The sequence below is a fragment of the Rhizobium sp. AN68 genome (assembly GCF_030758035.1).
Taxonomy (GTDB): domain Bacteria; phylum Pseudomonadota; class Alphaproteobacteria; order Rhizobiales; family Rhizobiaceae; genus Agrobacterium; species Agrobacterium tumefaciens.
The window spans coordinates 1,784,778-1,807,779 of the sequence record NZ_JARWMI010000003.1 but is presented as its reverse complement, the minus strand read 5'-3'; the positions used below and the strand labels follow the sequence as shown (position 1 = coordinate 1,807,779).

19 protein-coding genes, 3 tRNA genes and 1 pseudogene are annotated in these 23,002 nt (G+C 57.3%); 15 read left to right on the top strand and 8 right to left on the bottom strand.

Annotated elements, in window-relative coordinates; genetic code table 11:
- Positions 1 to 84: 84 nt before the first annotated feature.
- From RBH71_RS21950 to rlmB, 5 genes are all read right to left on the bottom strand, one after another.
- Positions 85 to 1,449 (bottom strand): PepSY-associated TM helix domain-containing protein, encoded by a 1,365-nt coding sequence (locus RBH71_RS21950; protein WP_003513037.1) that lies wholly within the window; start codon positions 1,447 to 1,449, stop codon positions 85 to 87.
- A 48-nt stretch (positions 1,450 to 1,497) separates the two neighbouring features.
- Positions 1,498 to 1,914 carry a DUF2946 family protein gene (locus RBH71_RS21945; RefSeq protein WP_003513036.1) on the bottom strand — a complete coding sequence of 139 codons (417 nt, stop codon included), beginning with the start codon at positions 1,912 to 1,914 and terminating at the stop codon, positions 1,498 to 1,500.
- 99 nt (positions 1,915 to 2,013) lie between these two features.
- Complete coding sequence (locus RBH71_RS21940; protein ID WP_003513035.1) at positions 2,014 to 2,607, bottom strand: hypothetical protein; 594 nt, start codon at positions 2,605 to 2,607, stop codon at positions 2,014 to 2,016.
- Between the two features lie 6 nt (positions 2,608 to 2,613).
- Positions 2,614 to 3,006: an acyl-CoA thioesterase gene (locus RBH71_RS21935; protein WP_003513034.1), complete on the bottom strand. Its 393-nt coding sequence runs from the start codon at positions 3,004 to 3,006 to the stop codon at positions 2,614 to 2,616.
- Between the two features lie 76 nt (positions 3,007 to 3,082).
- Positions 3,083 to 3,970: a 23S rRNA (guanosine(2251)-2'-O)-methyltransferase RlmB gene (gene rlmB, locus RBH71_RS21930; RefSeq protein WP_003513033.1), complete on the bottom strand. Its 888-nt coding sequence runs from the start codon at positions 3,968 to 3,970 to the stop codon at positions 3,083 to 3,085.
- Positions 3,971 to 4,179: 209 nt separating this feature from the next.
- Here rlmB and RBH71_RS21925 point away from each other — a divergent pair.
- Together RBH71_RS21925 and RBH71_RS21920 are read left to right on the top strand one after the other, a co-directional pair.
- A tRNA-Tyr gene (locus tag RBH71_RS21925) sits at positions 4,180 to 4,264 on the top strand.
- Positions 4,265 to 4,290: 26 nt separating this feature from the next.
- Positions 4,291 to 4,364, top strand: a tRNA-Gly gene (locus RBH71_RS21920).
- Positions 4,365 to 4,433: 69 nt separating this feature from the next.
- Here RBH71_RS21920 and RBH71_RS21915 read toward each other — a convergent pair.
- Both RBH71_RS21915 and RBH71_RS21910 read right to left on the bottom strand, forming a co-directional pair.
- The gene (locus RBH71_RS21915) at positions 4,434 to 4,628 is read right to left on the bottom strand and encodes a hypothetical protein (protein ID WP_013636443.1); all 195 of its coding nucleotides are present in this window, start codon (positions 4,626 to 4,628) and stop codon (positions 4,434 to 4,436) included.
- Positions 4,629 to 4,747: 119 nt separating this feature from the next.
- On the bottom strand, positions 4,748 to 5,074 hold the full coding sequence (locus tag RBH71_RS21910) for a BA14K family protein (protein WP_035251814.1): 327 nt from the start codon (positions 5,072 to 5,074) through the stop codon (positions 4,748 to 4,750).
- Positions 5,075 to 5,397: 323 nt separating this feature from the next.
- Between RBH71_RS21910 and RBH71_RS21905 the strand changes: the two genes are divergently transcribed.
- On the top strand, positions 5,398 to 5,847 hold the full coding sequence (locus RBH71_RS21905; RefSeq protein ID WP_003513030.1) for a hypothetical protein: 450 nt from the start codon (positions 5,398 to 5,400) through the stop codon (positions 5,845 to 5,847).
- A 1,045-nt stretch (positions 5,848 to 6,892) separates the two neighbouring features.
- Here RBH71_RS21905 and RBH71_RS21900 read toward each other — a convergent pair.
- Positions 6,893 to 7,525: a TerC family protein gene (locus tag RBH71_RS21900; RefSeq protein ID WP_003513029.1), complete on the bottom strand. Its 633-nt coding sequence runs from the start codon at positions 7,523 to 7,525 to the stop codon at positions 6,893 to 6,895.
- A gap of 432 nt (positions 7,526 to 7,957) precedes the next feature.
- Between RBH71_RS21900 and tuf the strand changes: the two genes are divergently transcribed.
- The 12 genes and pseudogenes from tuf (at position 7,958) to rpoC (ending at position 22,908) form a co-directional block, all read left to right on the top strand.
- Positions 7,958 to 9,133 (top strand): elongation factor Tu, encoded by a 1,176-nt coding sequence (tuf, locus tag RBH71_RS21895; RefSeq protein WP_013636434.1) that lies wholly within the window; start codon positions 7,958 to 7,960, stop codon positions 9,131 to 9,133.
- A 344-nt stretch (positions 9,134 to 9,477) separates the two neighbouring features.
- Positions 9,478 to 10,284, top strand: a complete 807-nt coding sequence (locus tag RBH71_RS21890) for a glycosyltransferase family 2 protein (protein WP_003519354.1) — start codon at positions 9,478 to 9,480, stop codon at positions 10,282 to 10,284.
- Positions 10,285 to 10,525: 241 nt separating this feature from the next.
- Positions 10,526 to 10,601 (top strand) — tRNA-Trp (locus RBH71_RS21885).
- A 184-nt stretch (positions 10,602 to 10,785) separates the two neighbouring features.
- On the top strand, positions 10,786 to 10,986 hold the full coding sequence (gene secE / locus RBH71_RS21880; protein ID WP_003507689.1) for a preprotein translocase subunit SecE: 201 nt from the start codon (positions 10,786 to 10,788) through the stop codon (positions 10,984 to 10,986).
- A 21-nt stretch (positions 10,987 to 11,007) separates the two neighbouring features.
- A complete protein-coding gene (gene nusG, locus RBH71_RS21875) occupies positions 11,008 to 11,538 on the top strand; it encodes a transcription termination/antitermination protein NusG (RefSeq protein ID WP_003519353.1) in 531 nt (176 codons plus the stop codon).
- Positions 11,539 to 11,682: 144 nt separating this feature from the next.
- Positions 11,683 to 12,114, top strand: coding sequence for a 50S ribosomal protein L11 (gene rplK, locus RBH71_RS21870; RefSeq protein ID WP_003519352.1), 432 nt, complete (start codon positions 11,683 to 11,685; stop codon positions 12,112 to 12,114).
- A 2-nt stretch (positions 12,115 to 12,116) separates the two neighbouring features.
- A complete protein-coding gene (rplA, locus tag RBH71_RS21865) occupies positions 12,117 to 12,812 on the top strand; it encodes a 50S ribosomal protein L1 (protein ID WP_003519350.1) in 696 nt (231 codons plus the stop codon).
- Positions 12,813 to 13,169: 357 nt separating this feature from the next.
- Positions 13,170 to 13,688: a 50S ribosomal protein L10 gene (gene rplJ, locus RBH71_RS21860; protein ID WP_003519348.1), complete on the top strand. Its 519-nt coding sequence runs from the start codon at positions 13,170 to 13,172 to the stop codon at positions 13,686 to 13,688.
- A 59-nt stretch (positions 13,689 to 13,747) separates the two neighbouring features.
- The gene (gene rplL / locus RBH71_RS21855; RefSeq protein ID WP_003519347.1) at positions 13,748 to 14,125 is read left to right on the top strand and encodes a 50S ribosomal protein L7/L12; all 378 of its coding nucleotides are present in this window, start codon (positions 13,748 to 13,750) and stop codon (positions 14,123 to 14,125) included.
- 29 nt (positions 14,126 to 14,154) lie between these two features.
- Entirely contained in the window at positions 14,155 to 14,322 is a 168-nt protein-coding gene (locus RBH71_RS21850; protein WP_153793990.1) for a hypothetical protein, read from the top strand.
- 64 nt (positions 14,323 to 14,386) lie between these two features.
- The gene (rpoB, locus tag RBH71_RS21845; protein ID WP_003519345.1) at positions 14,387 to 18,523 is read left to right on the top strand and encodes a DNA-directed RNA polymerase subunit beta; all 4,137 of its coding nucleotides are present in this window, start codon (positions 14,387 to 14,389) and stop codon (positions 18,521 to 18,523) included.
- A gap of 180 nt (positions 18,524 to 18,703) precedes the next feature.
- A pseudogene (gene rpoC / locus RBH71_RS21840) lies at positions 18,704 to 22,908 on the top strand (DNA-directed RNA polymerase subunit beta').
- Positions 22,909 to 23,002: the final 94 nt, after the last annotated feature.

The window sequence follows — 23,002 nt, the reverse complement described above, 5'->3', positions numbered from 1 at the left end:
GACGTGCTCTAAGGCCGAGCTTCTGCCAACCGCCCGGAATTCAGAAGGACACGGCCGGGGGATATCTCCCGGCCGTGTTTTTTGTCAGGCAGCGCGTTGCTTTTCGCGGGACTGCACGATCAGATCGAGAACAAGCATCACCAGCAGGCTTGCGCCAACCAGCGGGAACAGGATGCCGCCGATGGCCAGCAGCGCCAGCAGGCCGCGCAAGACGCGTTTATCCTGCGGCAATGGTGGCACGCCGAGCGAACCTCTGGGGCGTCGTTTCCACCACATGATGCCGGCGGAAACGGCAAGCAGGACGATGCCGACACAGGCTGCCAGCAACACGATCTGGTTGGCGAGGCCGAATTGCTGGCCCATATGCACGTTGATCCCCCATTCCAGCACCTTTCCAAGTGGACCGTAGTCGGAATAGCTCATGTCGATCAGCGGTTTGCCGCTATATTGATCGAGATGGACGACGCGCTGCTTTGAAAGGTCGTCGGGATAGACGGAGCCGCTATAGACGCCTGTCGGTTTGGTCGGCAGCACGACGGTATAACCAGTGGCAAGACCGAGCCCGTCGAAACGCGCGATGGCTGCATCTATGCCGATTGGTTGCCCGGTGGCGGATGCGGTGGATTCCGGTACTTTCGCCTGCTCCAGCGACCAGCTGGTCTTGGCCATGTGATCGAGATGCTCGCCGGACATTGGAACATCGGTCCGCACGCCTGCCGGATATCCGAAATTGCTGCCGTTTGCCCATTCGTTGACCTTGGCGCCCCACACGCCCGACCAGGGCATTCCGGTGACTGCTAGAAATACGATGAAAAAGCCGACGAAAATGCCGGTGACGGCATGGGTATCGCGCCAGAAGACGCGTTTTTTCGGCGTGCCGCGCACGGTCAAGACACCGCCGCTCTGCCTCCTAGGCCACCACAGATAGATGCCGGTGGCGACGAGCAGGATGGACCAGCCGGCGGCAATCTCGATCAGATAGCGGGTATAGGTGCCGAAATATTTCAGGCTGTGGATGTATCGGATCGTCCACATGATGGTGCCACGATCCGGCAGTGAACCGGCAACCTGCCCGGTATAGGTGTTGACGTAGACGGCGCGTTTCCCTTCGCTCGTACTGACGGTAATTTCCGTCGAGGCACCCGGATCGCCTGGCGTGGTGTATTTCACCGCAGTGCCGGGAACGGCCGCAACGGCTGCGGCGAGAATATCGGAGGGGAGTGCTTTCGGCACGTTCTGCGCCACTTCGATGCGCTTCAGGTCCGAATGAATGAGATTGTCGAATTCGTCCCGGAACAGATAGAGCGCACCGGTGACGGCCAGCGATATCAGAAAGGGCAGTACAAAAAGGCCAGCGTAGAAGTGCCAGCGCCATACGGCGCGGTACAGGTTGACGGACGAGGATTGCGCAGGCGCGCGCTCGCCCTCGAAAGAGGTCGTAACGGACATGGATGTCTCCGCAGAAAAGTTGATTATCCGGCAGGGCCGGATCGCTCTTTACATTTGCAGAGAGGGAGGCGGTGCGCGTGGGCGCGATTCCAGATTGGGTGGTGGCGGCGGCAATGCCGTGTCGCGGTCGAGAAAGTCGACTTCGACGACCCGGACGATGCCGTCCGCACGCTCCACGGGAGTAACGGGAAGAGCGGCGATGGTAACGGAGGCCAGACGGCAGAGCGTGCCGCAGCAATTGTCGGCGAGCTTGCCCGCAGGGTTGGAGGCCGGGTTCGGTTTGCCCGAACCGCCTTCGGGCATGTGGCTGGAACAGATGATCTCACCGGTCGCCAGCGCGGCTGAGGCCATATTGCCGCTGGTCAGGCCATTCACGAGCCCTTGCAGGAGAAAAAGCAGGACCGCCAGCGTGGCGATGGCGCCAGCCGAACTTCTGTCCTGCATTATCCTGCGAATGAATCCCATTGCAGCGAAATGCCATATTTATCGGGCCGTGTCACCGCGACACGATGGCGAAAGACGAGGCCTGTTTTCAATTATCACCCGGCGTAGGGATGGGAATGTTCAGGCCAGCAGGTCGTAGGTCCTGAATATCCAGACTACCTGATAAATCAGGGCGAAAATGACGAGAAACCTGTGAAAGCGTCGGTTGCCGATGAAAGCTGCCAGTGTGAACAGAACGACGTAAATAGCGGTGCGGATGAGATATTCAGCGCCCAGCGAGGAGAGGTAGTCCTGTCCCTTCAGCAGCGTATCGCCTATATCCGTGACGAAAAGTGCGGCGAGAAACGCGAAGAACCAGCTTTTACGGGAAAAGAAATAGTCCTCGTATCCCTTGTATTCCTTCATGTCTGAGGGGAACAGCAACACGCACAGGAAATAGAACAGCGAGCAGAACAGGATCAGGAACAGGAACGCGCCGAAGCCGAGGACGTGGCTGGTGGCGGAAAGCCGGTGTTCCCACCACCAGAAATGCACGAGCATCAGAAACAGGAACGCCACCCAGCCGATATGCAGGGGATAGATGCGCTCCTTCTTGGGATGCTGCACGAAACCGGCAAGGCCGGTCAGCAAGCGGGCGAGGCTGAGGCCGACCACCATGCCCATGACGGCGCGGATATGCGCATAGGCTTCCGCGGCGTTGACGGCGGCCTCCATCGCACCCTACTCCGTCGGAGGGATGGGCGTCGGCTGCCCGTTTTCGTCCATCGCCACCATGATAAAGGTTCCGGCGGTGACTTTTTCCAGCTTGTCGTAACGGGAGCGCTGCGCCCAGGCCTCGACCGTCAGCGTGATGGAGGTGCGGCCGAGCCGGGCGATATCGGTGTAGATGGACAGCGTGTCGCCGATCTTCACCGGCAACTCGAAAGCCATTTCCTTGACCGCCGCAGTGACCACGCGACAGCGAGACCGCTCCGCGGCGCGGATGCCGCTGGCCAAGTCCATCTGGGACATGACCCAGCCGCCGAAAATATCACCGGCCGGATTGGCGTCGGCCGGCATTGCGAGCGTCCGCAGCGTCAGCTCGCCGGTCGGTTTGATGGGCAGGTCGGTCATGTCGAGATTTGCTCCTTGCGAATGTCAAAGGCGCAGCATGCGTTGCGCTTTGTGATTTCGCAAGGAAGGGTAAGCGTCAGGACGACGCTTTGCCCAGAAATTGCTGCGTTGCATAAAGGGCGATGGCTGCCGCATTCGATACGTTGAGCGATTTGATCTCGCCCGGCATATCGAGACGGGCGAGCGCCGAAACGGTTTCGCGGGTCTTCTGGCGCAGCCCCTTGCCTTCGGCTCCCAGCACCAGGGCGATCTTTGCGCCGGTGAAGGTTTGCTCGATGGGGGCGGGGCCTTCCGAATCCAGACCGACCGAGAAGAAGCCAAGCTTGTGCAGCTCGCCCAATGTATCGGCAAGGTTGGTGATCTGGATATAGGGAATGAGTTCCAGTGCGCCGGACGCAGACTTCGCAAGCACGCCAGACTCCGTCGGGCTATGGCGAATGGTAGTGATGACGGCGCCGGCGTTGAAGGCGACCGCCGAGCGCATGATGGCGCCGACATTGTGCGGGTCGGTAACCTGATCGAGCACGAGGATCAACGGGCTTTTCTTCAGCGCATCGAGTTTCTTGACCGGAAGCGGCCTGGTTTCCAGCATCACGCCCTGATGGATCGCCTCGGGGCCGAGCACCTTGTCGATATCCTGCGGTGAGACAATCTCTACCGGGAAGGGCTGCGCATCCGCTTCGCCGATATCCAGACGCGCAAAGGCATTCAGGGTAACCGACAGCTTGATGAGTTGCCGTTCGGGATTGGAAAGCGCCGCACGCACGGTATGCAGGCCGTAAAGGTGGACCTGATCCGGCGCAAGCTGCGGCGGCTTCCAGTCTTCCGCGCCACGATTCCGGCGCTTCGGCTGCTGCGGGGTCGGAATTTCGCCCCTCTCGCGTTTGGCATCGCGCACAGCACGGCGCAGGGTGGCGTAGTGCGTGTCGCGGGTGGATTTGTCGTTTGGATCGTCTTTGCTCATGGCGCCTTATATCTCCGGGATGCGACGCACACCAGCCCCCGCGATAATCCACAGGCCTGCAAAGAGGTTTGAATTTTTTCCCGAAAATTCGTGAAACGGCGTGTTGACAGAAGCGAACGAGGCCGTCATATACGCGCCACAGACGACGCAACGGCGCTTCGCCGGAGAGAAATCTGAAGAGCTTGGTTGCTCGATCCTAGCAGATAGCTGGAGGGATGCCCGAGTGGTTAAAGGGGACGGACTGTAAATCCGTTGGCTACGCCTACGTTGGTTCAAATCCAACTCCCTCCACCATTCTGCGCAGGATCAAAATCACCACCGCGGGTATAGCTCAATGGTAGAGCAGCAGCCTTCCAAGCTGAATACGCGGGTTCGATTCCCGCTACCCGCTCCAAAACTTCTCAAAAAGATCGATAATTTTGCCTCGCGCCGATGTGCAGACTCCAATCAGCGTTGGCTGTTTTCAGCTCGCCTCCAAGGCCGACTGAATCCGCATTTTCTCTGCGTCGAGCTCGCTTAACCTCACCATATGCGCCGTAATTTTCTCAAAGATCGAGGTGCGATCTGCGGTCGACAGGCGTTCAGTGTGGCGCAGGGCAGTAATGACCTCGATCAGATCAAGTCGCTCTTGCTCAAGTTTTTCAAGATTCCACATCATCGCGTTTCCTCGCTGGCACGCGCTTCAAACGGCCAACCCGGACAAAGGTTCAGGTCAATAGAATTTAAAGTAAATTTTATCTTATTGGCTGGGACGCGGTGCGCTGGGGCACGGCTGAATCAATCCGGTGAACGACATTGCGTCCGTATGCCGGCGGCTGCCATATAGCTGTTGTCGGTTGGATGGTATGATGCGTAACGCGCTGCACACCATTTTACGTGGTTTATTTCCGATTCTGAGAGGGCGTAACCGTTGGATGACGCCTCTTCACCCTTGCCCGCGGCAAAGGCGGATGCGGGATAGCCGCGACCGTCGGAATTCTGCGCCTGCTCCTGTTGTTCGTAGGCCGGCTGTATGAGGCTCAGCGCACTGGCGGGCAAGGTTGAAGCGGTAGATATTGCGACGCCAAGAGCGAGCGCGGAGATAGTCTTCGGCATCCTCAACATCGATAAATCCTCGTTATTCGTTCGAGATGCTAACGAAAATTAAGGAATTTCGTTCCGATGCATGGTTGACGTCACACGAATACGTGATTCGTTGGGCGGTGCTGCCGTCGTTCGCGTGGCAAGGCGGAGATGCCTCTGGCGGCGGGCTGATTGTGGATATCCGTGGTCACTGAGTGATGCCGTCCTCACCGCGAAAACGCCACGCCCGATGAGCACATTTTGCTCCCCGCCAATTCGACTTTGAGTGCTTGTTGCACTGCTCGTTGACAAGCGGAAAGTCCGGTCGGATAGTCTTCCGGCAATCATGCACACGGGAGTCTTCGATGATCAACAGGGTTGTAATTCTCTCATCCTTAGCGCTGCTCGCATCGGCGGCGTTTGTCTCCCCCGCAGCGGCGCTCACCATGAAAGAGTGCAGCGTGAAATACCAGGCGGCGAAAGCCGACGGGTCGGCGAAGGACGTCAAGTGGAACGACTATCGCGCCAAGTTCTGCGGTAGCGACGCTGCTGCCGAGAGCGCGGCCGACGACAAGCAAGTTGCGGCTACCACCGACAAAGAACCCGAAAAGGCGACGATAAAGGCTCCTAAGAGCGTCGTATTTCCGAGTGCTGTCGATAAGAAATATTCAAGCGAGACTCCTGGCAAGGCCCGCCTGAAGACCTGCGTCGATTCTTATCGTAAGAACAAGGATGACGGCACGCTCGGCGATCTCAAGTGGATTCAGAAGGGTGGCGGTTACTGGAGCCTGTGCAATACGGCTTTGAAGAGCTGACGCGCTTTTTTGGGGCGGCGGCTGATCGCCGTTGCCCCAGCAATGACGAGTCATCAGACATCATACCGAAGGACTTAATTTGTCGATTCGGTTGACCGGAGCGTGTCTGAGCCACGTCCAGAACGACGTGCGGTTTTTCCTGTGCCCTGCAAATCCTGCGGCGAGCGTGGCCCAGCGTTTTCACGCTTACCGGCGGGTTGATATTCACATGGTCAGGCAACCCCGGTTTCGGGCGGGTAAAATCTGCGAATGGTTTGCGATTCAGCATCTTGATAGAAAGAGTTGATCTTGCGGCTTGATCCGCATCCAGCAATCAAACGGTTACGGCTGTCCCTTGGCGGCTGGCCGGCAATGTGGGCGGATGACCAGACGATTTCGAAACTACCTCGCCGTACTAGCCATATCATTACTGATGTGGACGTTGGTGCTTGGCGTCATTTATTGGCTGTTTCGATAGGTCTTGCCGCAGCTTCCGCGCCGAAATGAACCCGCTTCAATCGGCGGCATAACCAGGACATGCCTTCGCGGCTGATATTCGGCAAAACTTGCCAACAAAGAATGGACGTTGCCCCCGAAGGGCGGCGGCAGGGCGGTTTTGGGAAACCTTGCCATGCCGCCGGTCAGCGTTGAATTGCGCGCAGCGCGTTCAGCCTAGAACGAGCGCTGTTAAGAGCGCCAGCAGGATTAGTGAGCTTGCAGCAGCGCCCAGCTTCATCCTGCGAAGGCGGCGGGTGCGACCGCCGGTCCAGTCATAAGCCATTGGCAGCTTTACCTTTCTTTTTATTTTTATGACTTATTAACTAGCTCACTAGGCTTGCCCGTGGCTGACCTCAATTGCCAAAATCCATAGGCAAAAAATCACGATTTCCCTGTCTTATCCGAATGTTGCAGCGGACGCGGAGACCGATTCCCCTGTGCGCCGATTTCACCTGCGCGTGCGCTTGCAATGCTGCGCAGGCAAGGGTGCATTTGTGTGGGTATGAAAAGAAAAGGCCTGGAAACTCTCGTTTCCAGGCCTTTCGGGACGAATATGTGACTGCCAGTCTCAGCCGAAATAAGGCTTGATGTAGGGTAGGACTTCGATCACGCCGTGATACAGCATGTTGAGCGCCACATAGATGATGACCATCAGGCCAAGATACGAAATCCAGCGGTAGCGGTGCAGCAACTTGGCGACGAAATTGGCGGCCAGTCCCATGAGGGCAATCGAGACGACGAGGCCGATGATCAGCACCGTGACATGGTCCTGCGCGGCACCGGCGACGGCAAGCACGTTGTCCAGCGACATGGACACATCGGCGATGACGATCTGGGTTGCGGCCTGAAAGAAGGTCTTGTGACCTTTGGTCAGGTCAGCCTCTTCGTCCGTCACCTCGTCTTCGATGGAGCCTGCGGCTTCGCGCAGTTCGGACCACATCTTCCAGCAAACCCAGGCAAGCAGAAGCCCGCCGAAGAGCTGAAGCCCGACAATGGAGAGAAGCTGCACGGTGACGGCGGCAAAGCCGATGCGCAATACGGTGGCGGCGATGATGCCGACCAGGATCGCCTTGCGGCGAAGATGGGCGGGAAGACCGGCGGCGGCAAGGCCGATGACGATGGCATTGTCGCCTGCGAGAACGAGATCGATCGCAATGACTTGCATGAATGCCGTGAAGCCGGCGGCTGTGAAGATTTCCATTGAGCGGTCCTGAAACGGATGTAATTTCGCGCCGGAAAGCGCGGCTGATCAATATGTGGCATAGAGGTTTTGCGCCTGGGCGCATCGTCCCGCTCGCCCGTCTCCCCCCGGAGATGAAATTTCCTTAAGCCATGATGAGGGTCCAGGTAAAGAAGTTGTGATAAAGAAAAAGCTTATTTAACGATCCGATTGTGCGAAGAGGGGTACAGGCAGGGTCCCGTCCGTGCGTCCCGTCTGCCCGCCGCGTGGGAAGGCTGAGCCAGCTTTGAATATCGCGCGGAACGCACCATATATGCACCTTGAGGCGCGCCTTAGGCGTGCGCGACCGTGCTTTGACAATTAAGTCTTGCGCATTCGCTTACAAAGCCTTAAACGGCGACACCAAACCGGTTCGCCGGGAAAACTACTTCACGTTCACAGGAAGCAATTCACATGGCAAAGAGCAAGTTTGAGCGCAATAAGCCGCACGTCAACATTGGCACGATCGGTCACGTCGACCACGGCAAGACGTCGTTGACTGCTGCGATCACGAAGTATTTCGGCGAGTTCAAGGCGTACGACCAGATCGACGCTGCTCCTGAAGAAAAGGCTCGCGGCATCACGATCTCGACGGCGCACGTCGAATACGAAACGCCGAACCGTCACTACGCACACGTCGACTGCCCCGGCCACGCCGACTACGTGAAGAACATGATCACCGGTGCTGCCCAGATGGACGGCGCGATCCTGGTTTGCTCTGCAGCTGACGGCCCGATGCCGCAGACGCGCGAGCACATCCTGCTTGCTCGCCAGGTTGGCGTTCCGGCGATCGTCGTGTTCCTCAACAAGGTCGACCAGGTTGACGACGCCGAGCTTCTCGAGCTCGTTGAACTGGAAGTTCGCGAACTTCTGTCGTCCTACGACTTCCCGGGCGACGATATCCCGATCGTCAAGGGTTCGGCACTTGCCGCTCTTGAAGATTCCGACAAGAAGATCGGTGAAGACGCAATCCGCGAGCTGATGGCTGCTGTTGACGCCTACATCCCGACGCCTGAGCGTCCGATCGACCAGCCGTTCCTGATGCCGATCGAAGACGTGTTCTCGATCTCTGGCCGTGGTACGGTTGTGACGGGTCGCGTTGAGCGCGGTATCGTCAAGGTTGGTGAAGAAGTCGAAATCGTCGGCATTCGTCCGACGTCGAAGACGACGGTTACCGGCGTTGAAATGTTCCGCAAGCTGCTCGACCAGGGCCAGGCTGGCGACAACATCGGTGCTCTCGTTCGCGGCGTTACCCGTGACGGCGTTGAGCGTGGTCAGATCCTGTGCAAGCCGGGTTCGGTCAAGCCGCACAAGAAGTTCATGGCAGAAGCCTACATCCTGACGAAGGAAGAAGGCGGCCGTCATACGCCGTTCTTCACGAACTACCGTCCGCAGTTCTACTTCCGTACGACTGACGTTACCGGTATCGTTTCGCTTCCAGAAGGCACGGAAATGGTTATGCCTGGCGACAACGTGACTGTTGAAGTCGAGCTGATCGTTCCGATCGCGATGGAAGAAAAGCTGCGCTTCGCTATCCGCGAAGGCGGCCGTACCGTCGGCGCTGGCATCGTCGCTTCTATCGTCGAGTAATTTTCGACAGGCGGCGGTTTCGCCGGATTTAAAAATCTAGTTCTAAAACGGCGGTGTCTTCGGCACCGCCGTTTTTTTTATGTAAAAATCGATTTTTGTAAATTTATATAGTTGAAAGATTCGTATACTTTTATTATGTGAGTATAAATTCTAATATTTTACTTATTTTATCCGTATATTATGCGCTATATTTAAGATAATTGTAATTTATGATTTATTCTTATGTAATTATATTTTTATTAGTGACGTAATAATCCTGTAATTCGTTCAAAGTAGATGAAACTATATTAATCATCGCTTGGCTGGCTTGTTTTTATCGGCCAGTTTTCTTCCGAGACGACTTCATGTCCGATTTAACTGTTGTGCTCACCAGCTGCCGCCGTCCTGATCTTCTCATCGGAACTCTCGATAGCTTCTTCTCTACTAATGATTACCCGCTACGGGAATTTATCATTATCGAGGACTCTGACGACGAATCGGTGTGGGCGATTCCGGCGCGGTATCCAGAGCAACCGATCCGCGTCATTTTGAACGGCGTCAATATTGGGCAGCACCGCTCTATCGACCGGGCATATTCGGAAGTGCAAACCCCTTACATCCTGCATCTCGAAGACGACTGGGCATTTCCTGTTTCTAAGGTTGTCGGCAGGGGCATCGAAATACTGAAGCGGGACCCGCAGGTGGCGCTCGTTCAACTCAGAACCGATGACGACATGCCCCGTGACATTCGGCGTAAGGCGCAGGCAGTTGAAGATTTAAGGTATTGGCGAATACCGCCGACCGCGCATCGTGTCTGGCATAGCTTCACCTTCAATCCGACCGTCAAGCGGTTGTCCTGCTATAAAAAACTACCACAAGGTTATGCCGGTTTCCGGACAGAGGCGGAGATTAGTATCTTTTATAAGGATCAGGGCGCGATCATGGCGTGGTTGGCCGAAACCGGCGTCAGCCATTCGGGATTTGGCCGCAGCAATTATGGTCTTAAGAAACGCCGTGGTTGGCGCGGTGTGGCGCAAGAACTCGACAGATTCTTTTCGCTGGCGACAGTCCGTAAATGGCGGCGTTCCGTGACGCGCAACGTCGCACACTTCAAGCGCAAGTATCGGGAGCGTCAGTTGATCAGGTCCGATCGCAGTGCGCTTGAGCCGTAATAGATTAAAGGTCGGTTGCGAAAGGTATCAAACCAGCGCATTTGGATGCCGCAAAGGGGTTCGTTGAGGTGACGGGCTTGGGGGTAACCGGTTAAGCGGCCGAGGAAAAAACGTGGCGGGGAGGGTGTCAACAGTTTCTTCCGAAAGCGAATAAAAAGCGCTTGCCATTCTTTTCCGTGCGCCTTAAAGGGAACGCATACCGAAGCGGCCAAGTGATTTTCGTGGTCGGCTAAGGTGTTAAAGGGGTATAGCTCAGTTGGTAGAGCGGCGGTCTCCAAAACCGCAGGTCGTAAGTTCGAGCCTTACTGCCCCTGCCACTTTCCATCCGCAAGCGCGGTCTTCGCTGCATGGCAGATGGGTGCCGGTTTTCCGGCGAATTTCGCCGAATGTCGATTTCCTCTTGTTAAAACTGGAATCGGTGTTTATGTAAGGTCAAAACAGACACGCGGTGCGTGGGGCTGATTAGTTCGGCTTTACGCGCCGTAATTGCGTGGGCAGTCAATGGCATCCAAAACCAATCCGTTTACGTTTCTGCAGCAGGTTCGCGCCGAAGCGTCTAAAATCACTTGGCCGTCGCGCCGCGAGACCATGATTTCGACGGCTATGGTGCTTGTGATGGTCATTTTTGCGGCTCTGTTCTTTTTTGCTGCTGACCAGCTCATCGGCTGGGTGCTTAGCCTCGTGCTGAACGTCGGCCGGTAACGGATTGAACGGAGAATAAAAATGGCAGCGCGCTGGTATATCGTTCACGCATATTCGAATTTCGAAAAGAAGGTCGCTGAGTCGATCGAAGAGAAGGCTCGTCAGAAGGGTCTTGATCATCTTTTCGAGAAAATCCTCGTTCCGACCGAAAAGGTTGTCGAGGTGCGTCGTGGCCGCAAGGTCGACAGCGAGCGCAAGTTCTTTCCAGGTTACGTGCTTGTGCGCGCCAACCTGACGGATGAGGCCTATCATCTCATCAAGAACACGCCGAAGGTGACCGGTTTCCTCGGTTCGGACAATAAGCCTGTTCCGATTCCGGATTATGAAGCCGATCGTATCCTCGGTCAGGTTCAGGAAGGTGTCGAGCGTCCGAAGTCTTCGGTTTCGTTCGAGGTCGGCGAGCAGGTTCGCGTTTCCGATGGTCCGTTCGCGTCGTTCAACGGCGTTGTTCAGGATGTCGACGAAGAGCGTTCGCGCCTGAAGGTGGAAGTTTCGATTTTCGGCCGCGCTACGCCGGTCGAGCTGGAATACAGTCAGGTCGAGAAGGTCTGACTGGAGGGGTGAAACCCCAATCGCGTGGAAGGCAAACGGGCTCCCATAGCCGGGGCAGGGCGCCGCACCACGCAACCGCAGCCGCCGGAGCGATCCGGCTAGAGAGAAGCCGGGAAACCGGTTTGAATTGAAAGGCAGAGAGATATGGCTAAGAAAGTTATGGGCCAGCTCAAGCTGCAGGTGAAGGCAGGGTCGGCCAATCCGTCCCCGCCGATCGGTCCTGCACTTGGTCAGCGCGGCATCAACATCATGGAATTCTGCAAGGCGTTCAATGCCGCCACGCAGGAAATGGAAAAGGGTATGCCGATTCCGGTCGTCATCACCTATTACCAGGACAAGTCCTTCACCTTCGTCATGAAGCAGCCGCCGATGACCTATTGGCTGAAGAAGGAAGCGAAGATCACCTCCGGCTCCAAGACGCCTGGTAAGGGCGCCAAGGTTGGCTCCATCACCAAGGCTCAGGTCAAGACGATCGCTGAAGCCAAGATGAAGGATCTGAATGCTGCCGATATCGAAGGCGCAATGGCAATGGTTGAGGGCTCTGCCCGCGCCATGGGCCTGGAAGTAGTAGGTTGATCATGGCCAAGGTAGCAAAGCGTATTCAGAAGATCCGCGAAGGTGTGGATCCTAACAAGCTCTACGTTCTCACCGACGCCATTTCGATGGTCAAGGAACGTGCAGTCGCCAAGTTCGACGAAACCGTTGAAGTTTCGATGAACCTCGGCGTTGACCCGCGCCATGCGGACCAGATGGTTCGCGGCGTTGTCAACCTGCCGAACGGCACGGGCCGTGACGTTCGCGTCGCCGTTTTTGCACGTGGCGCCAAGGCTGATGAAGCCACGGCTGCTGGTGCTGACGTTGTTGGCGCAGAAGAGCTGGTTGAAATCGTTCAGGGCGGCAAGATCGACTTCGATCGTTGCATCGCGACCCCGGACATGATGCCGCTCGTCGGCCGTCTCGGCAAGGTACTCGGCCCGCGTGGCATGATGCCGAACCCGAAGGTAGGTACGGTGACGATGGATGTTGCCGGCGCCGTCAAGGCGTCCAAGGGCGGCGCTGTTGAGTTCCGCGTCGAAAAGGCCGGTATCGTACACGCTGGTATTGGCAAGGCTTCGTTCGACGCCAAGGCTCTTGAAGAAAACATCAAGGCTTTCGCCGATGCGGTCATCAAGGCAAAGCCGACGGGTGCCAAGGGCAACTACGTCAAGCGCGTTGCCATCTCCTCGACCATGGGTCCGGGCGTCAAGATCGAACCTTCGTCGGTTACGGCTTAATCAATTCTCGTGCTTCCCTGTCGGGGAGCGTGATTAAAAGAATTTCCGGCTCTCAGGGAGCCGGAGATTTCCGGGGAAACCCGGAACTCCTGTCCGAGATTGCGGGTGGCCATGTCCTTCGGGGTTTGGCCTTAATCATTCAACCTGCATGAGACGGGTGAGGCTGGATTTGAGGCATCGCAGATGCCTGACTGTCCGGTTCGAACCTGGTGTGCCTGTGCCTGAAGCCGTTTGCGGCGACAGAGCGGGGGACAGGATCCTCGAGCGTCGCTCGGGATCTTTGTAAAAAGGTCCCTTGGGGCAAAGGCAAACCCGACGGGTTCACACTTATGTGGCCCCGTCTACTGGAGACAGACAGTGGAAAGAGCGGAAAAACGCGAATTCGTCACGGAGCTGAACGAAGTCTTCAAGGCTTCCGGTTCGGTTGTCGTGGCCCACTATGCTGGTGTCACCGTTGCGCAAATGAACGACTTCCGTTCGAAAATGCGCGCTGCCGGAGGCACCGTCAAGGTCGCGAAGAACCGCCTGGCCAAGATCGCTCTTCAGGGCACGGAGTCGGAAGGGATGACAGATCTCTTCAAGGGCCAGACGCTGATTGCATACAGCGTCGACCCTATGATTGCTCCGAAAGTCGTCATGGATTTCGCAAAGACCAACGATAAAGTCGTTGTTCTCGGCGGTTCCATGGGCGCAACCACGCTCAACGCCGAAGCAGTCAAGTCGCTTGCGACCCTGCCTTCGCTGGACGAGCTGCGCGCAAAGCTGCTGGGCCTACTCAACGCCCCGGCAACTCGCGTCGCCACGGTTGTCGCAGCACCTGCAAGCCAGCTTGCACGGGTGTTCTCGGCTTACGCCAAGAAGGACGAAGCCGCTTAAGGCGGTTTTTCGCTGTAATTATTCAAACTGGTTCGAACTGAACAAAAGGAACTATCAAAATGGCTGATCTCGCAAAGATCGTTGAAGACCTCTCCACCCTGACCGTTCTGGAAGCTGCAGAACTGTCGAAGCTTCTCGAAGAAAAGTGGGGCGTTTCCGCCGCTGCTCCGGTAGCTGTTGCTGCTGCTGGCGGTGCTGGCGCTGCTGCTGTCGTTGAAGAAGAAAAGACCGAATTCGACGTGATCCTGGTTGACGCTGGCGCCAACAAGATCAACGTCATCAAGGAAGTCCGCGCTATCACTGGTCTCGGCCTGAAGGAAGCTAAGGACCTCGTTGAAGGCGCTCCGAAGGCTGTCAAGGAAGCTGTTTCCAAGGCTGAAGCTGCTGACCTCAAGAAGAAGCTTGAAGACGCTGGCGCCAAGGTCGACGTTAAGTAATCTTGCGATTGCTGGCGGGAAGGGGCTTCATGCCCCTTTCCGTCGTCATCGTTTTAAAACTTATTACCCAAAAGCCGCGTGAAAATGGCTTTTGGGTAATGGGTTCTTCAAGAGAATGGTTCCGAACCGGCTCATCTAGGCAATCCGGCCTGATCGATCCGGGATGTGGAACGAGATTGATGACACCCATTGCTTGACGGGATCGACTGGCCATCGGTTCCCGTCCGTTGCAGGCCCGGATGCAATTTTAAAGGAGCGACGATGGCTCAGACCCTTTCGTTTAACGGTCGCAGGCGCGTACGCAAGTTTTTCGGCAAAATTCCAGAAGTAGCGGAAATGCCGAACCTCATCGAGGTTCAGAAGGCTTCGTATGACCAGTTTCTCATGGTTGACGAGCCCAAGGGTGGCCGTCCCGACGAGGGATTGAATGCCGTATTCAAATCCGTATTCCCGATCACCGATTTTTCCGGCGCATCCATGCTCGAATTCGTGTCTTACGAATTCGAAGCGCCGAAGTTTGACGTCGAGGAATGCCGTCAGCGCGATCTGACCTATGCAGCGCCGCTGAAAGTGACGCTGCGCCTCATCGTGTTCGATATCGACGAGGATACAGGCGCGAAGTCCATCAAGGACATCAAGGAACAGTCCGTATACATGGGCGACATGCCGCTCATGACCAATAACGGCACGTTCATCGTCAACGGTACAGAGCGCGTCATCGTTTCGCAGATGCACCGTTCGCCGGGCGTATTCTTCGACCACGACAAGGGCAAGAGCCATTCTTCCGGCAAGCTTTTGTTCGCTGCCCGCGTCATCCCATATCGCGGTTCCTGGCTCGACATCGAGTTCGACGCCAAGGACATCGTCTATGCGCGTATCGACCGTCGCCGCAAGCTGCCCGTGACCTCGCTCCTGATGGCGCTTGGCATGGATGGTGAAGAAATCCTGTCGACCTTCTACAGCAAGGCTTCCTACGAGCGCGCCGGCGATGGCTGGCGCATTCCGTTCCAGCCTGAAACGCTGAAGAATGCCAAGGTCATCACCGACATGATCGACGCCGACACCGGCGAAGTCGTTGTCGAAGGTGGCAAGAAGCTCACTCCGCGTCTTATCCGCCAGCTCGTCGACAAGGGCCTGAAGGCACTTAAGGCGACTGACGAAGACCTCTACGGCAACTTCCTTGCCGAAGACATCGTCAACTACTCGACGGGTGAGATCTATCTCGAAGCCGGCGACGAAATCGACGAAAAGACGCTTGGCCTCATTCTTCAGTCCGGCTTTGACGAGATTCCGGTCCTCAACATCGACCACGTCAATGTTGGCGCCTATATCCGCAACACGCTGCATGCGGACAAGAACCAGAACCGCCAGGAAGCGCTGTTCGATATCTACCGCGTCATGCGTCCGGGTGAGCCGCCGACCATGGATTCGGCAGAAGCGATGTTCAACTCGCTGTTCTTCGATGCAGAACGTTATGATCTCTCGGCTGTTGGCCGCGTGAAGATGAACATGCGTCTCGACCTCGACGCGGAAGACACCGTGCGCACGCTGCGCAAGGAAGACATCCTCGCTGTCGTCAAGATGCTGGTCGAACTGCGCGACGGCAAGGGCGAAATCGACGACATCGACAACCTCGGCAACCGCCGTGTGCGTTCGGTCGGCGAGCTGATGGAAAACCAGTACCGCCTCGGCCTTCTGCGCATGGAACGTGCGATCAAGGAACGTATGTCCTCGATCGAAATCGACACCGTGATGCCGCAGGACCTGATCAATGCGAAGCCGGCAGCTGCCGCCGTTCGCGAATTCTTCGGTTCCTCGCAGCTTTCGCAGTTCATGGACCAGGTGAACCCGCTTTCGGAAATCACCCACAAGCGCCGTCTTTCGGCTCTTGGACCGGGTGGTCTGACCCGTGAGCGCGCCGGCTTCGAAGTCCGCGACGTTCATCCGACCCACTACGGCCGTATTTGCCCGATCGAAACGCCGGAAGGCCCGAACATCGGTCTGATCAACTCGCTTGCCACCTTTGCCCGCGTCAACAAGTACGGCTTCATCGAAAGCCCGTACCGCAAGATCATCGACGGCAAGGTGACGACCGACGTTATCTACCTCTCCGCTATGGAAGAGGCCAAGTACTACGTCGCACAGGCCAATGCCGAGCTCGATGGCGAAGGCGCCTTCACTGAAGAGTTCGTTGTTTGCCGTCACTCGGGCGAAGTTATGCTCGCACCGCGCGACAACATTAACCTGATGGACGTTTCGCCGAAGCAGCTCGTTTCGGTCGCAGCGGCTCTCATTCCGTTCCTGGAAAACGACGACGCCAACCGCGCTCTCATGGGCTCGAACATGCAGCGTCAGGCCGTTCCGCTTCTGCGGGCGGAAGCGCCGTTCGTCGGCACAGGCATGGAACCGATCGTCGCCCGTGACTCCGGCGCTGCCATCGCGGCTCGCCGCGGCGGTGTCGTCGACCAGGTGGATGCGACCCGTATCGTTATCCGCGCTACGGAAGAACTCGATGCCGGCAAGTCGGGCGTCGATATCTACCGTCTGCAGAAGTTCCAGCGTTCGAACCAGAACACCTGCGTCAACCAGCGTCCGCTGGTCGCTGTCGGTGACATCATCTCCAAGGGTGACATCATCGCTGATGGTCCGTCGACCGACCTCGGCGATCTGGCGCTCGGCCGTAACGCGCTCGTCGCGTTCATGCCCTGGAACGGCTACAACTACGAAGACTCGATCCTGATGTCGGAACGTATCGTTTCCGACGACGTGTTCACCTCCATCCACATCGAAGAATTCGAAGTGATGGCGCGTGACACGAAGCTTGGTCCGGAAGAAATCACGCGTGACATTCCGAACGTTTCGGAAGAAGCGCTGAAGAACCTCGACGAAGCCGGTATCGTTTACATCGGTGCGGAAGTTCAGCCGGGCGATATCCTCGTCGGCAAGATCACGCCGAAGGGCGAAAGCCCGATGACGCCGGAAGAAAAGCTTCTGCGCGCCATCTTCGGTGAAAAGGCTTCCGACGTTCGCGACACCTCCATGCGCATGCCTCCGGGCACGTTTGGTACCGTTGTGGAAGTCCGCGTCTTCAACCGTCACGGTGTGGAGAAGGATGAGCGCGCGATGGCAATCGAGCGCGAAGAGATCGAACGTCTGGCAAAGGACCGCGACGACGAACAGGCAATTCTCGACCGTAACGTCTACGGCCGCCTGATCGACATGCTGCGTGGTCACGTTTCCATCGCCGGTCCGAAGGGCTTCAAGAAGGGCGTCGAGCTTTCCAACGCCGTCGTCTCCGAATATCCCCGCTCGCAGTGGTGGATGTTTGCAGTCGAAGACGAGAAGGCCCAGTCCGAACTGGAAGCACTTCGCGGCCAGTACGACGAATCCAAGTCGCGCCTTGAACAGCGCTTCATGGACAAGGTCGAGAAGGTCCAGCGCGGCGATGAAATGCCTCCTGGCGTCATGAAGATGGTCAAGGTCTTCGTCGCTGTGAAGCGCAAGATCCAGCCGGGCGACAAGATGGCCGGCCGTCACGGTAACAAGGGCGTCGTCTCGCGTATCGTTCCTGTCGAGGACATGCCGTTCCTCGAAGACGGCACGCATGTCGACATCTGCTTGAATCCGCTCGGCGTGCCTTCGCGCATGAACGTCGGCCAGATCCTCGAAACCCACCTCGCATGGGCATGCGCAGGTATGGGCAAGAAGATCGGCGAGATGCTCGAAGAGTATCGCAAGACGATGGACATCAGCGAGCTTCGCACGGAGCTTACCGAAATCTATGCGAGTGAATCGCATGACGAGGTGAAGCGCTTCGACGACGAATCGCTGGTCAAGCTTGCCGAAGAAGCCAAGCGCGGTGTTTCCATCGCGACCCCGGTCTTCGACGGTGCGCATGAACCCGACGTTGCCGCGATGCTGAAGAAGGCAGGTCTGCATGAATCCGGTCAGTCCGTTCTTTATGACGGTCGTACCGGCGAGCCGTTCGACCGCAAGGTCACCGTCGGCTACATGTACATGATCAAGCTGAACCACCTTGTTGACGACAAGATCCACGCTCGCTCGATCGGTCCTTACTCGCTCGTTACCCAGCAGCCGCTGGGCGGCAAGGCGCAGTTCGGCGGACAGCGCTTCGGGGAAATGGAAGTCTGGGCTCTGGAAGCATACGGCGCGGCTTACACGCTGCAGGAAATGCTCACCGTCAAGTCGGACGACGTGGCGGGCCGCACCAAGGTCTACGAGGCGATCGTCCGTGGCGACGATACCTTTGAGGCCGGTATCCCCGAGAGCTTCAACGTTCTCGTCAAGGAAATGCGGTCGCTCGGTCTTTCGGTCGAACTGGAGAACTCGAAGGTCGAGACCCAGCCCGAGGATCAGCTGCCCGACGCAGCGGAATAAAGATGAGAGAGGCGGGCGCCGTGTTGGCGCCTGTCGTTTCCCCGGCGACCAATGGTTGCCGCGGGACACTTTCGCCGCATTGTGCGGTTAATCCGTATTTAAAGCTCTGGACGGTGACCCGGGAAGAAGCCGGTCCAGATGCAAACAGGGGCAGCAGCTAGCCTCTCAAGGAGACAAGGCATGAACCAAGAGGTCATGAATCTTTTCAATCCTCAGGTGCCTGCGCAGCATTTCGATTCCATCCGGATTTCGATCGCTTCGCCGGAAAAAATCCTGTCGTGGTCCTACGGCGAGATCAAGAAGCCGGAAACCATCAACTATCGTACGTTCAAGCCGGAACGCGATGGTCTCTTCTGCGCGCGCATTTTCGGACCTATCAAGGACTACGAATGCCTGTGCGGCAAGTACAAGCGCATGAAGTACAAGGGCATCATCTGCGAAAAGTGCGGCGTTGAAGTTACGCTGTCGCGCGTTCGCCGTGAGCGCATGGGCCATATCGAGCTCGCAGCGCCCGTTGCCCATATCTGGTTCCTGAAGTCGCTTCCCTCGCGTATCTCGACCTTGCTCGACATGACGCTGAAGGATGTTGAACGCGTTCTCTATTTCGAGAACTACATCGTCACCGAACCCGGCCTCACCTCGATGAAGCAGAACCAGCTTCTGTCCGAGGAAGAGTACATGATCGCCGTTGACGAGTTCGGCGAAGACCAGTTCACCGCCATGATCGGCGCTGAAGCCATCTACGAGATGCTGGCTTCGATGAACCTCGAAAAGATCGCCGGCGACCTGCGTGCCGAGCTTGCCGAGACCACCTCGGATCTCAAGCAAAGAAGTTCATGAAGCGTCTCAAGATCGTTGAGAACTTCATGGAATCCGGCAATCGTCCGGAATGGATGATCATGAAGGTCGTTCCGGTTATTCCGCCGGACCTTCGTCCGCTGGTTCCGCTGGATGGTGGCCGTTTCGCGACGTCCGACCTCAACGATCTCTATCGCCGCGTCATCAACCGTAACAACCGTCTGAAGCGCCTGATCGAGCTTCGCGCGCCTGGTATCATCATCCGCAACGAAAAGCGTATGTTGCAGGAGTCCGTCGATGCGCTGTTCGATAACGGCCGTCGCGGTCGCGTCATCACGGGTGCGAACAAGCGTCCGCTGAAGTCGCTGTCCGACATGCTCAAGGGCAAGCAGGGCCGCTTCCGCCAGAACCTTCTCGGCAAGCGCGTCGACTATTCAGGCCGTTCGGTCATCGTGACCGGTCCGGAGCTGAAGCTGCACCAGTGCGGCCTGCCGAAGAAGATGGCGCTCGAGCTGTTCAAGCCGTTCATCTATGCCCGCCTCGACGCCAAGGGTTACTCCTCGACCGTCAAGCAGGCCAAGAAGCTGGTTGAAAAAGAAAAGCCTGAAGTTTGGGATATCCTCGACGAGGTCATCCGCGAGCATCCGGTCCTTCTGAACCGCGCACCGACGCTGCACCGTCTGGGTATCCAGGCCTTCGAACCCATGCTGGTTGAAGGCAAGGCTATTCAGCTGCATCCGCTCGTCTGCACGGCTTTCAACGCCGACTTCGACGGCGACCAGATGGCCGTTCACGTGCCGCTGTCGCTCGAAGCCCAGCTTGAAGCCCGCGTGCTGATGATGTCGACCAACAACATCCTGCATCCGGCAAACGGCCATCCGATCATCGTTCCTTCGCAGGACATGGTTCTCGGCCTGTATTACCTGTCGATCATGAACCAGAATGAGCCCGGCGAAGGCATGGCCTTCTCGGACATCGGCGAATTGCATCACGCGCTTGAAAACAAGGTCGTGACGCTGCATGCCAAGATCCGTGGTCGTTTCAAGACCGTGGATGCTGACGGCAAGCCAGTTTCCAAGATCCATGAAACGACGCCTGGCCGTATGCTGATTGGCGAACTTCTGCCGAAGAACGTCAACGTGCCGTTCGACGTCTGCAATCAGGAAATGACCAAGAAGAACATCTCCAAGATGATCGACACGGTCTACCGTCATTGCGGCCAGAAAGACACGGTCATCTTCTGCGACCGGATCATGCAGCTCGGCTTTGCTCACGCTTGCCGCGCCGGTATCTCGTTCGGCAAGGACGACATGGTCATTCCGGACAGCAAGGTTAAGATCGTCGGTGACACCGAAGCCTTGGTGAAGGAATACGAACAGCAGTATAATGACGGTCTCATCACCCAGGGCGAAAAGTACAACAAGGTTGTCGACGCCTGGGGTAAGGCAACCGAAAAGGTCGCCGAAGAAATGATGGCGCGCATCAAGGCTGTGGAATTCGACCCGGAAACGGGCCGCCAGAAGCCGATGAACTCCATCTACATGATGAGCCACTCGGGCGCCCGCGGTTCACCGAACCAGATGCGTCAGCTGGGCGGCATGCGCGGCCTGATGGCCAAGCCCTCGGGCGAAATCATCGAGACGCCGATCATCTCGAACTTCAAGGAAGGCCTGACCGTTAACGAGTACTTCAACTCGACCCACGGTGCCCGTAAGGGTCTTGCAGACACCGCCTTGAAGACTGCGAACTCGGGTTACCTTACCCGCCGTCTCGTCGACGTGGCACAGGATTGCATCGTCAACTCCGTGGATTGCGGCACCGACAAGGGCCTCACCATGACCGCCATCGTTGATGCCGGTCAGGTCGTTGCCTCGCTCGGCGCACGTATCCTCGGCCGTACGGCTCTTGATGACATCGACAATCCGGTAACTGGCGAAAACATCGTCAAGGCCAGAACGTTGATCGACGAAGCCGACGTTGCAATCATCGAGAAGGCTGGCATCCAGTCCGTCCGTATCCGCTCGGCACTGACCTGCGAAGTGCAGGTCGGCGTTTGCGGCGTCTGCTACGGTCGTGACCTTGCTCGCGGTACTCCGGTCAACATGGGCGAAGCCGTTGGCGTCATCGCCGCACAGTCGATCGGTGAACCGGGCACGCAGCTCACCATGCGTACCTTCCACCTTGGCGGTACGGCAAACGTGGTCGACCAGTCGTTCCTGGAAGCTTCGTACGAAGGCACGATCCAGATCAAGAACCGCAACATCCTGCGGAACTCCGATGGCGTTCTCATCGCAATGGGCCGTAACATGTCGGTCACCATTCTCGATGAGCGCGGCGTGGAACGTTCCTCGCAGCGTGTCGCTTATGGTTCGAAGATCTTCGTTGATGACGGCGACAAGGTAAAACGCGGCCAGCGTCTTGCAGAGTGGGACCCCTACACCCGTCCGATGATGACGGAAGTGGAAGGTACCGTTCACTTCGAGGACCTCGTCGACGGTCTTTCCGTTCTGGAAGCCACCGACGAATCCACCGGCATCACCAAGCGTCAGGTCATTGACTGGCGTTCGACGCCGCGCGGTTCGGACCTCAAGCCCGCGATCATCATCAAGGATGCTTCCGGCGCTGTCGCAAAGCTTAGCCGCGGTGGCGAAGCCCGCTTCCACCTCTCCGTGGACGCGATCCTGTCGGTTGAGCCTGGTTCGAAGGTCTTCCAGGGTGACGTGCTTGCACGTTCGCCGCTGGAAAGCGCCAAGACCAAGGACATCACCGGTGGTCTGCCGCGCGTTGCCGAACTGTTCGAAGCACGTCGTCCGAAGGATCATGCTGTCATCGCTGAGATCGATGGTACGATCCGCCTCGGTCGCGACTACAAGAACAAGCGTCGCGTGATGATCGAGCCTGCGGAAGATGGCGTCGAGCCGGTCGAATACCTGATCCCGAAGGGCAAGCCCTTCCATCTTCAGGAAGGCGACTACATCGAGAAGGGCGAATACATTCTCGACGGCAATCCGGCACCGCACGACATTCTGGCAATCAAGGGCGTAGAGGCTTTGGCTTCCTACCTCGTGAACGAAATCCAGGAAGTCTACCGACTGCAGGGCGTTGTGATCAACGACAAGCACATCGAGGTGATCGTTCGCCAGATGCTGCAGAAGGTCGAGATCACCGATGCGGGCGACAGCCACTACATCGTTGGCGACAATGTCGATCGTATCGAGCTTGACGACAACAACGACCGCCTGATCGAAGAAGGCAAGAAGCCCGCTTATGGCGATCCGGTTCTTCTCGGTATCACCAAGGCATCGCTGCAGACGCCGTCCTTCATCTCGGCCGCATCGTTCCAGGAAACCACCAAGGTTCTCACGGAAGCTGCGATCGCCGGCAAGACGGACACGCTGCAGGGCCTCAAGGAAAACGTCATCGTCGGCCGCCTCATACCGGCCGGTACCGGCGGCACCATGACGCAGATCCGCCGCATCGCCACCTCGCGCGACGACCTCATTCTCGAGGAACGCCGCAAGGGTACGGGTGCAGGCTCTGCAACACAGATGCTGCAGGACATGACGGATCCGGCTCCGGCCGAATAAGGTCTGCTCAAGGGCAGGGGCTTTACGAAGCCCCGCCAAAGTTCAGTAAAAAAACGCCCGGAGCAATCCGGGCGTTTTTTGTTTTGGTCGGGTT

Excerpts from the sequence above, each read along its gene's own strand:
- rplK (WP_003519352.1), top strand. The coding sequence starts at position 11,683 with ATGGCTAAGAAAGTTATGGGCCAGCTCAAGCTGCAGGTGAAGGCAGGG.
- RBH71_RS21945 (WP_003513036.1), bottom strand. The coding sequence starts at position 1,914 with ATGGGATTCATTCGCAGGATAATGCAGGACAGAAGTTCGGCTGGCGCC.
- tuf (WP_013636434.1), top strand. The coding sequence starts at position 7,958 with ATGGCAAAGAGCAAGTTTGAGCGCAATAAGCCGCACGTCAACATTGGC.
- RBH71_RS21905 (WP_003513030.1), top strand. The coding sequence starts at position 5,398 with ATGATCAACAGGGTTGTAATTCTCTCATCCTTAGCGCTGCTCGCATCG.
- RBH71_RS21940 (WP_003513035.1), bottom strand. The coding sequence starts at position 2,607 with ATGGAGGCCGCCGTCAACGCCGCGGAAGCCTATGCGCATATCCGCGCC.
- secE (WP_003507689.1), top strand. The coding sequence starts at position 10,786 with ATGGCATCCAAAACCAATCCGTTTACGTTTCTGCAGCAGGTTCGCGCC.
- rpoB (WP_003519345.1), top strand. The coding sequence starts at position 14,387 with ATGGCTCAGACCCTTTCGTTTAACGGTCGCAGGCGCGTACGCAAGTTT.
- RBH71_RS21950 (WP_003513037.1), bottom strand. The coding sequence starts at position 1,449 with ATGTCCGTTACGACCTCTTTCGAGGGCGAGCGCGCGCCTGCGCAATCC.
- RBH71_RS21850 (WP_153793990.1), top strand. The coding sequence starts at position 14,155 with ATGCCCCTTTCCGTCGTCATCGTTTTAAAACTTATTACCCAAAAGCCG.
- RBH71_RS21910 (WP_035251814.1), bottom strand. The coding sequence starts at position 5,074 with ATGTTGAGGATGCCGAAGACTATCTCCGCGCTCGCTCTTGGCGTCGCA.
- nusG (WP_003519353.1), top strand. The coding sequence starts at position 11,008 with ATGGCAGCGCGCTGGTATATCGTTCACGCATATTCGAATTTCGAAAAG.
- RBH71_RS21900 (WP_003513029.1), bottom strand. The coding sequence starts at position 7,525 with ATGGAAATCTTCACAGCCGCCGGCTTCACGGCATTCATGCAAGTCATT.
- RBH71_RS21890 (WP_003519354.1), top strand. The coding sequence starts at position 9,478 with ATGTCCGATTTAACTGTTGTGCTCACCAGCTGCCGCCGTCCTGATCTT.
- rplA (WP_003519350.1), top strand. The coding sequence starts at position 12,117 with ATGGCCAAGGTAGCAAAGCGTATTCAGAAGATCCGCGAAGGTGTGGAT.
- rlmB (WP_003513033.1), bottom strand. The coding sequence starts at position 3,970 with ATGAGCAAAGACGATCCAAACGACAAATCCACCCGCGACACGCACTAC.
- rplL (WP_003519347.1), top strand. The coding sequence starts at position 13,748 with ATGGCTGATCTCGCAAAGATCGTTGAAGACCTCTCCACCCTGACCGTT.
- RBH71_RS21915 (WP_013636443.1), bottom strand. The coding sequence starts at position 4,628 with ATGATGTGGAATCTTGAAAAACTTGAGCAAGAGCGACTTGATCTGATC.
- RBH71_RS21935 (WP_003513034.1), bottom strand. The coding sequence starts at position 3,006 with ATGACCGACCTGCCCATCAAACCGACCGGCGAGCTGACGCTGCGGACG.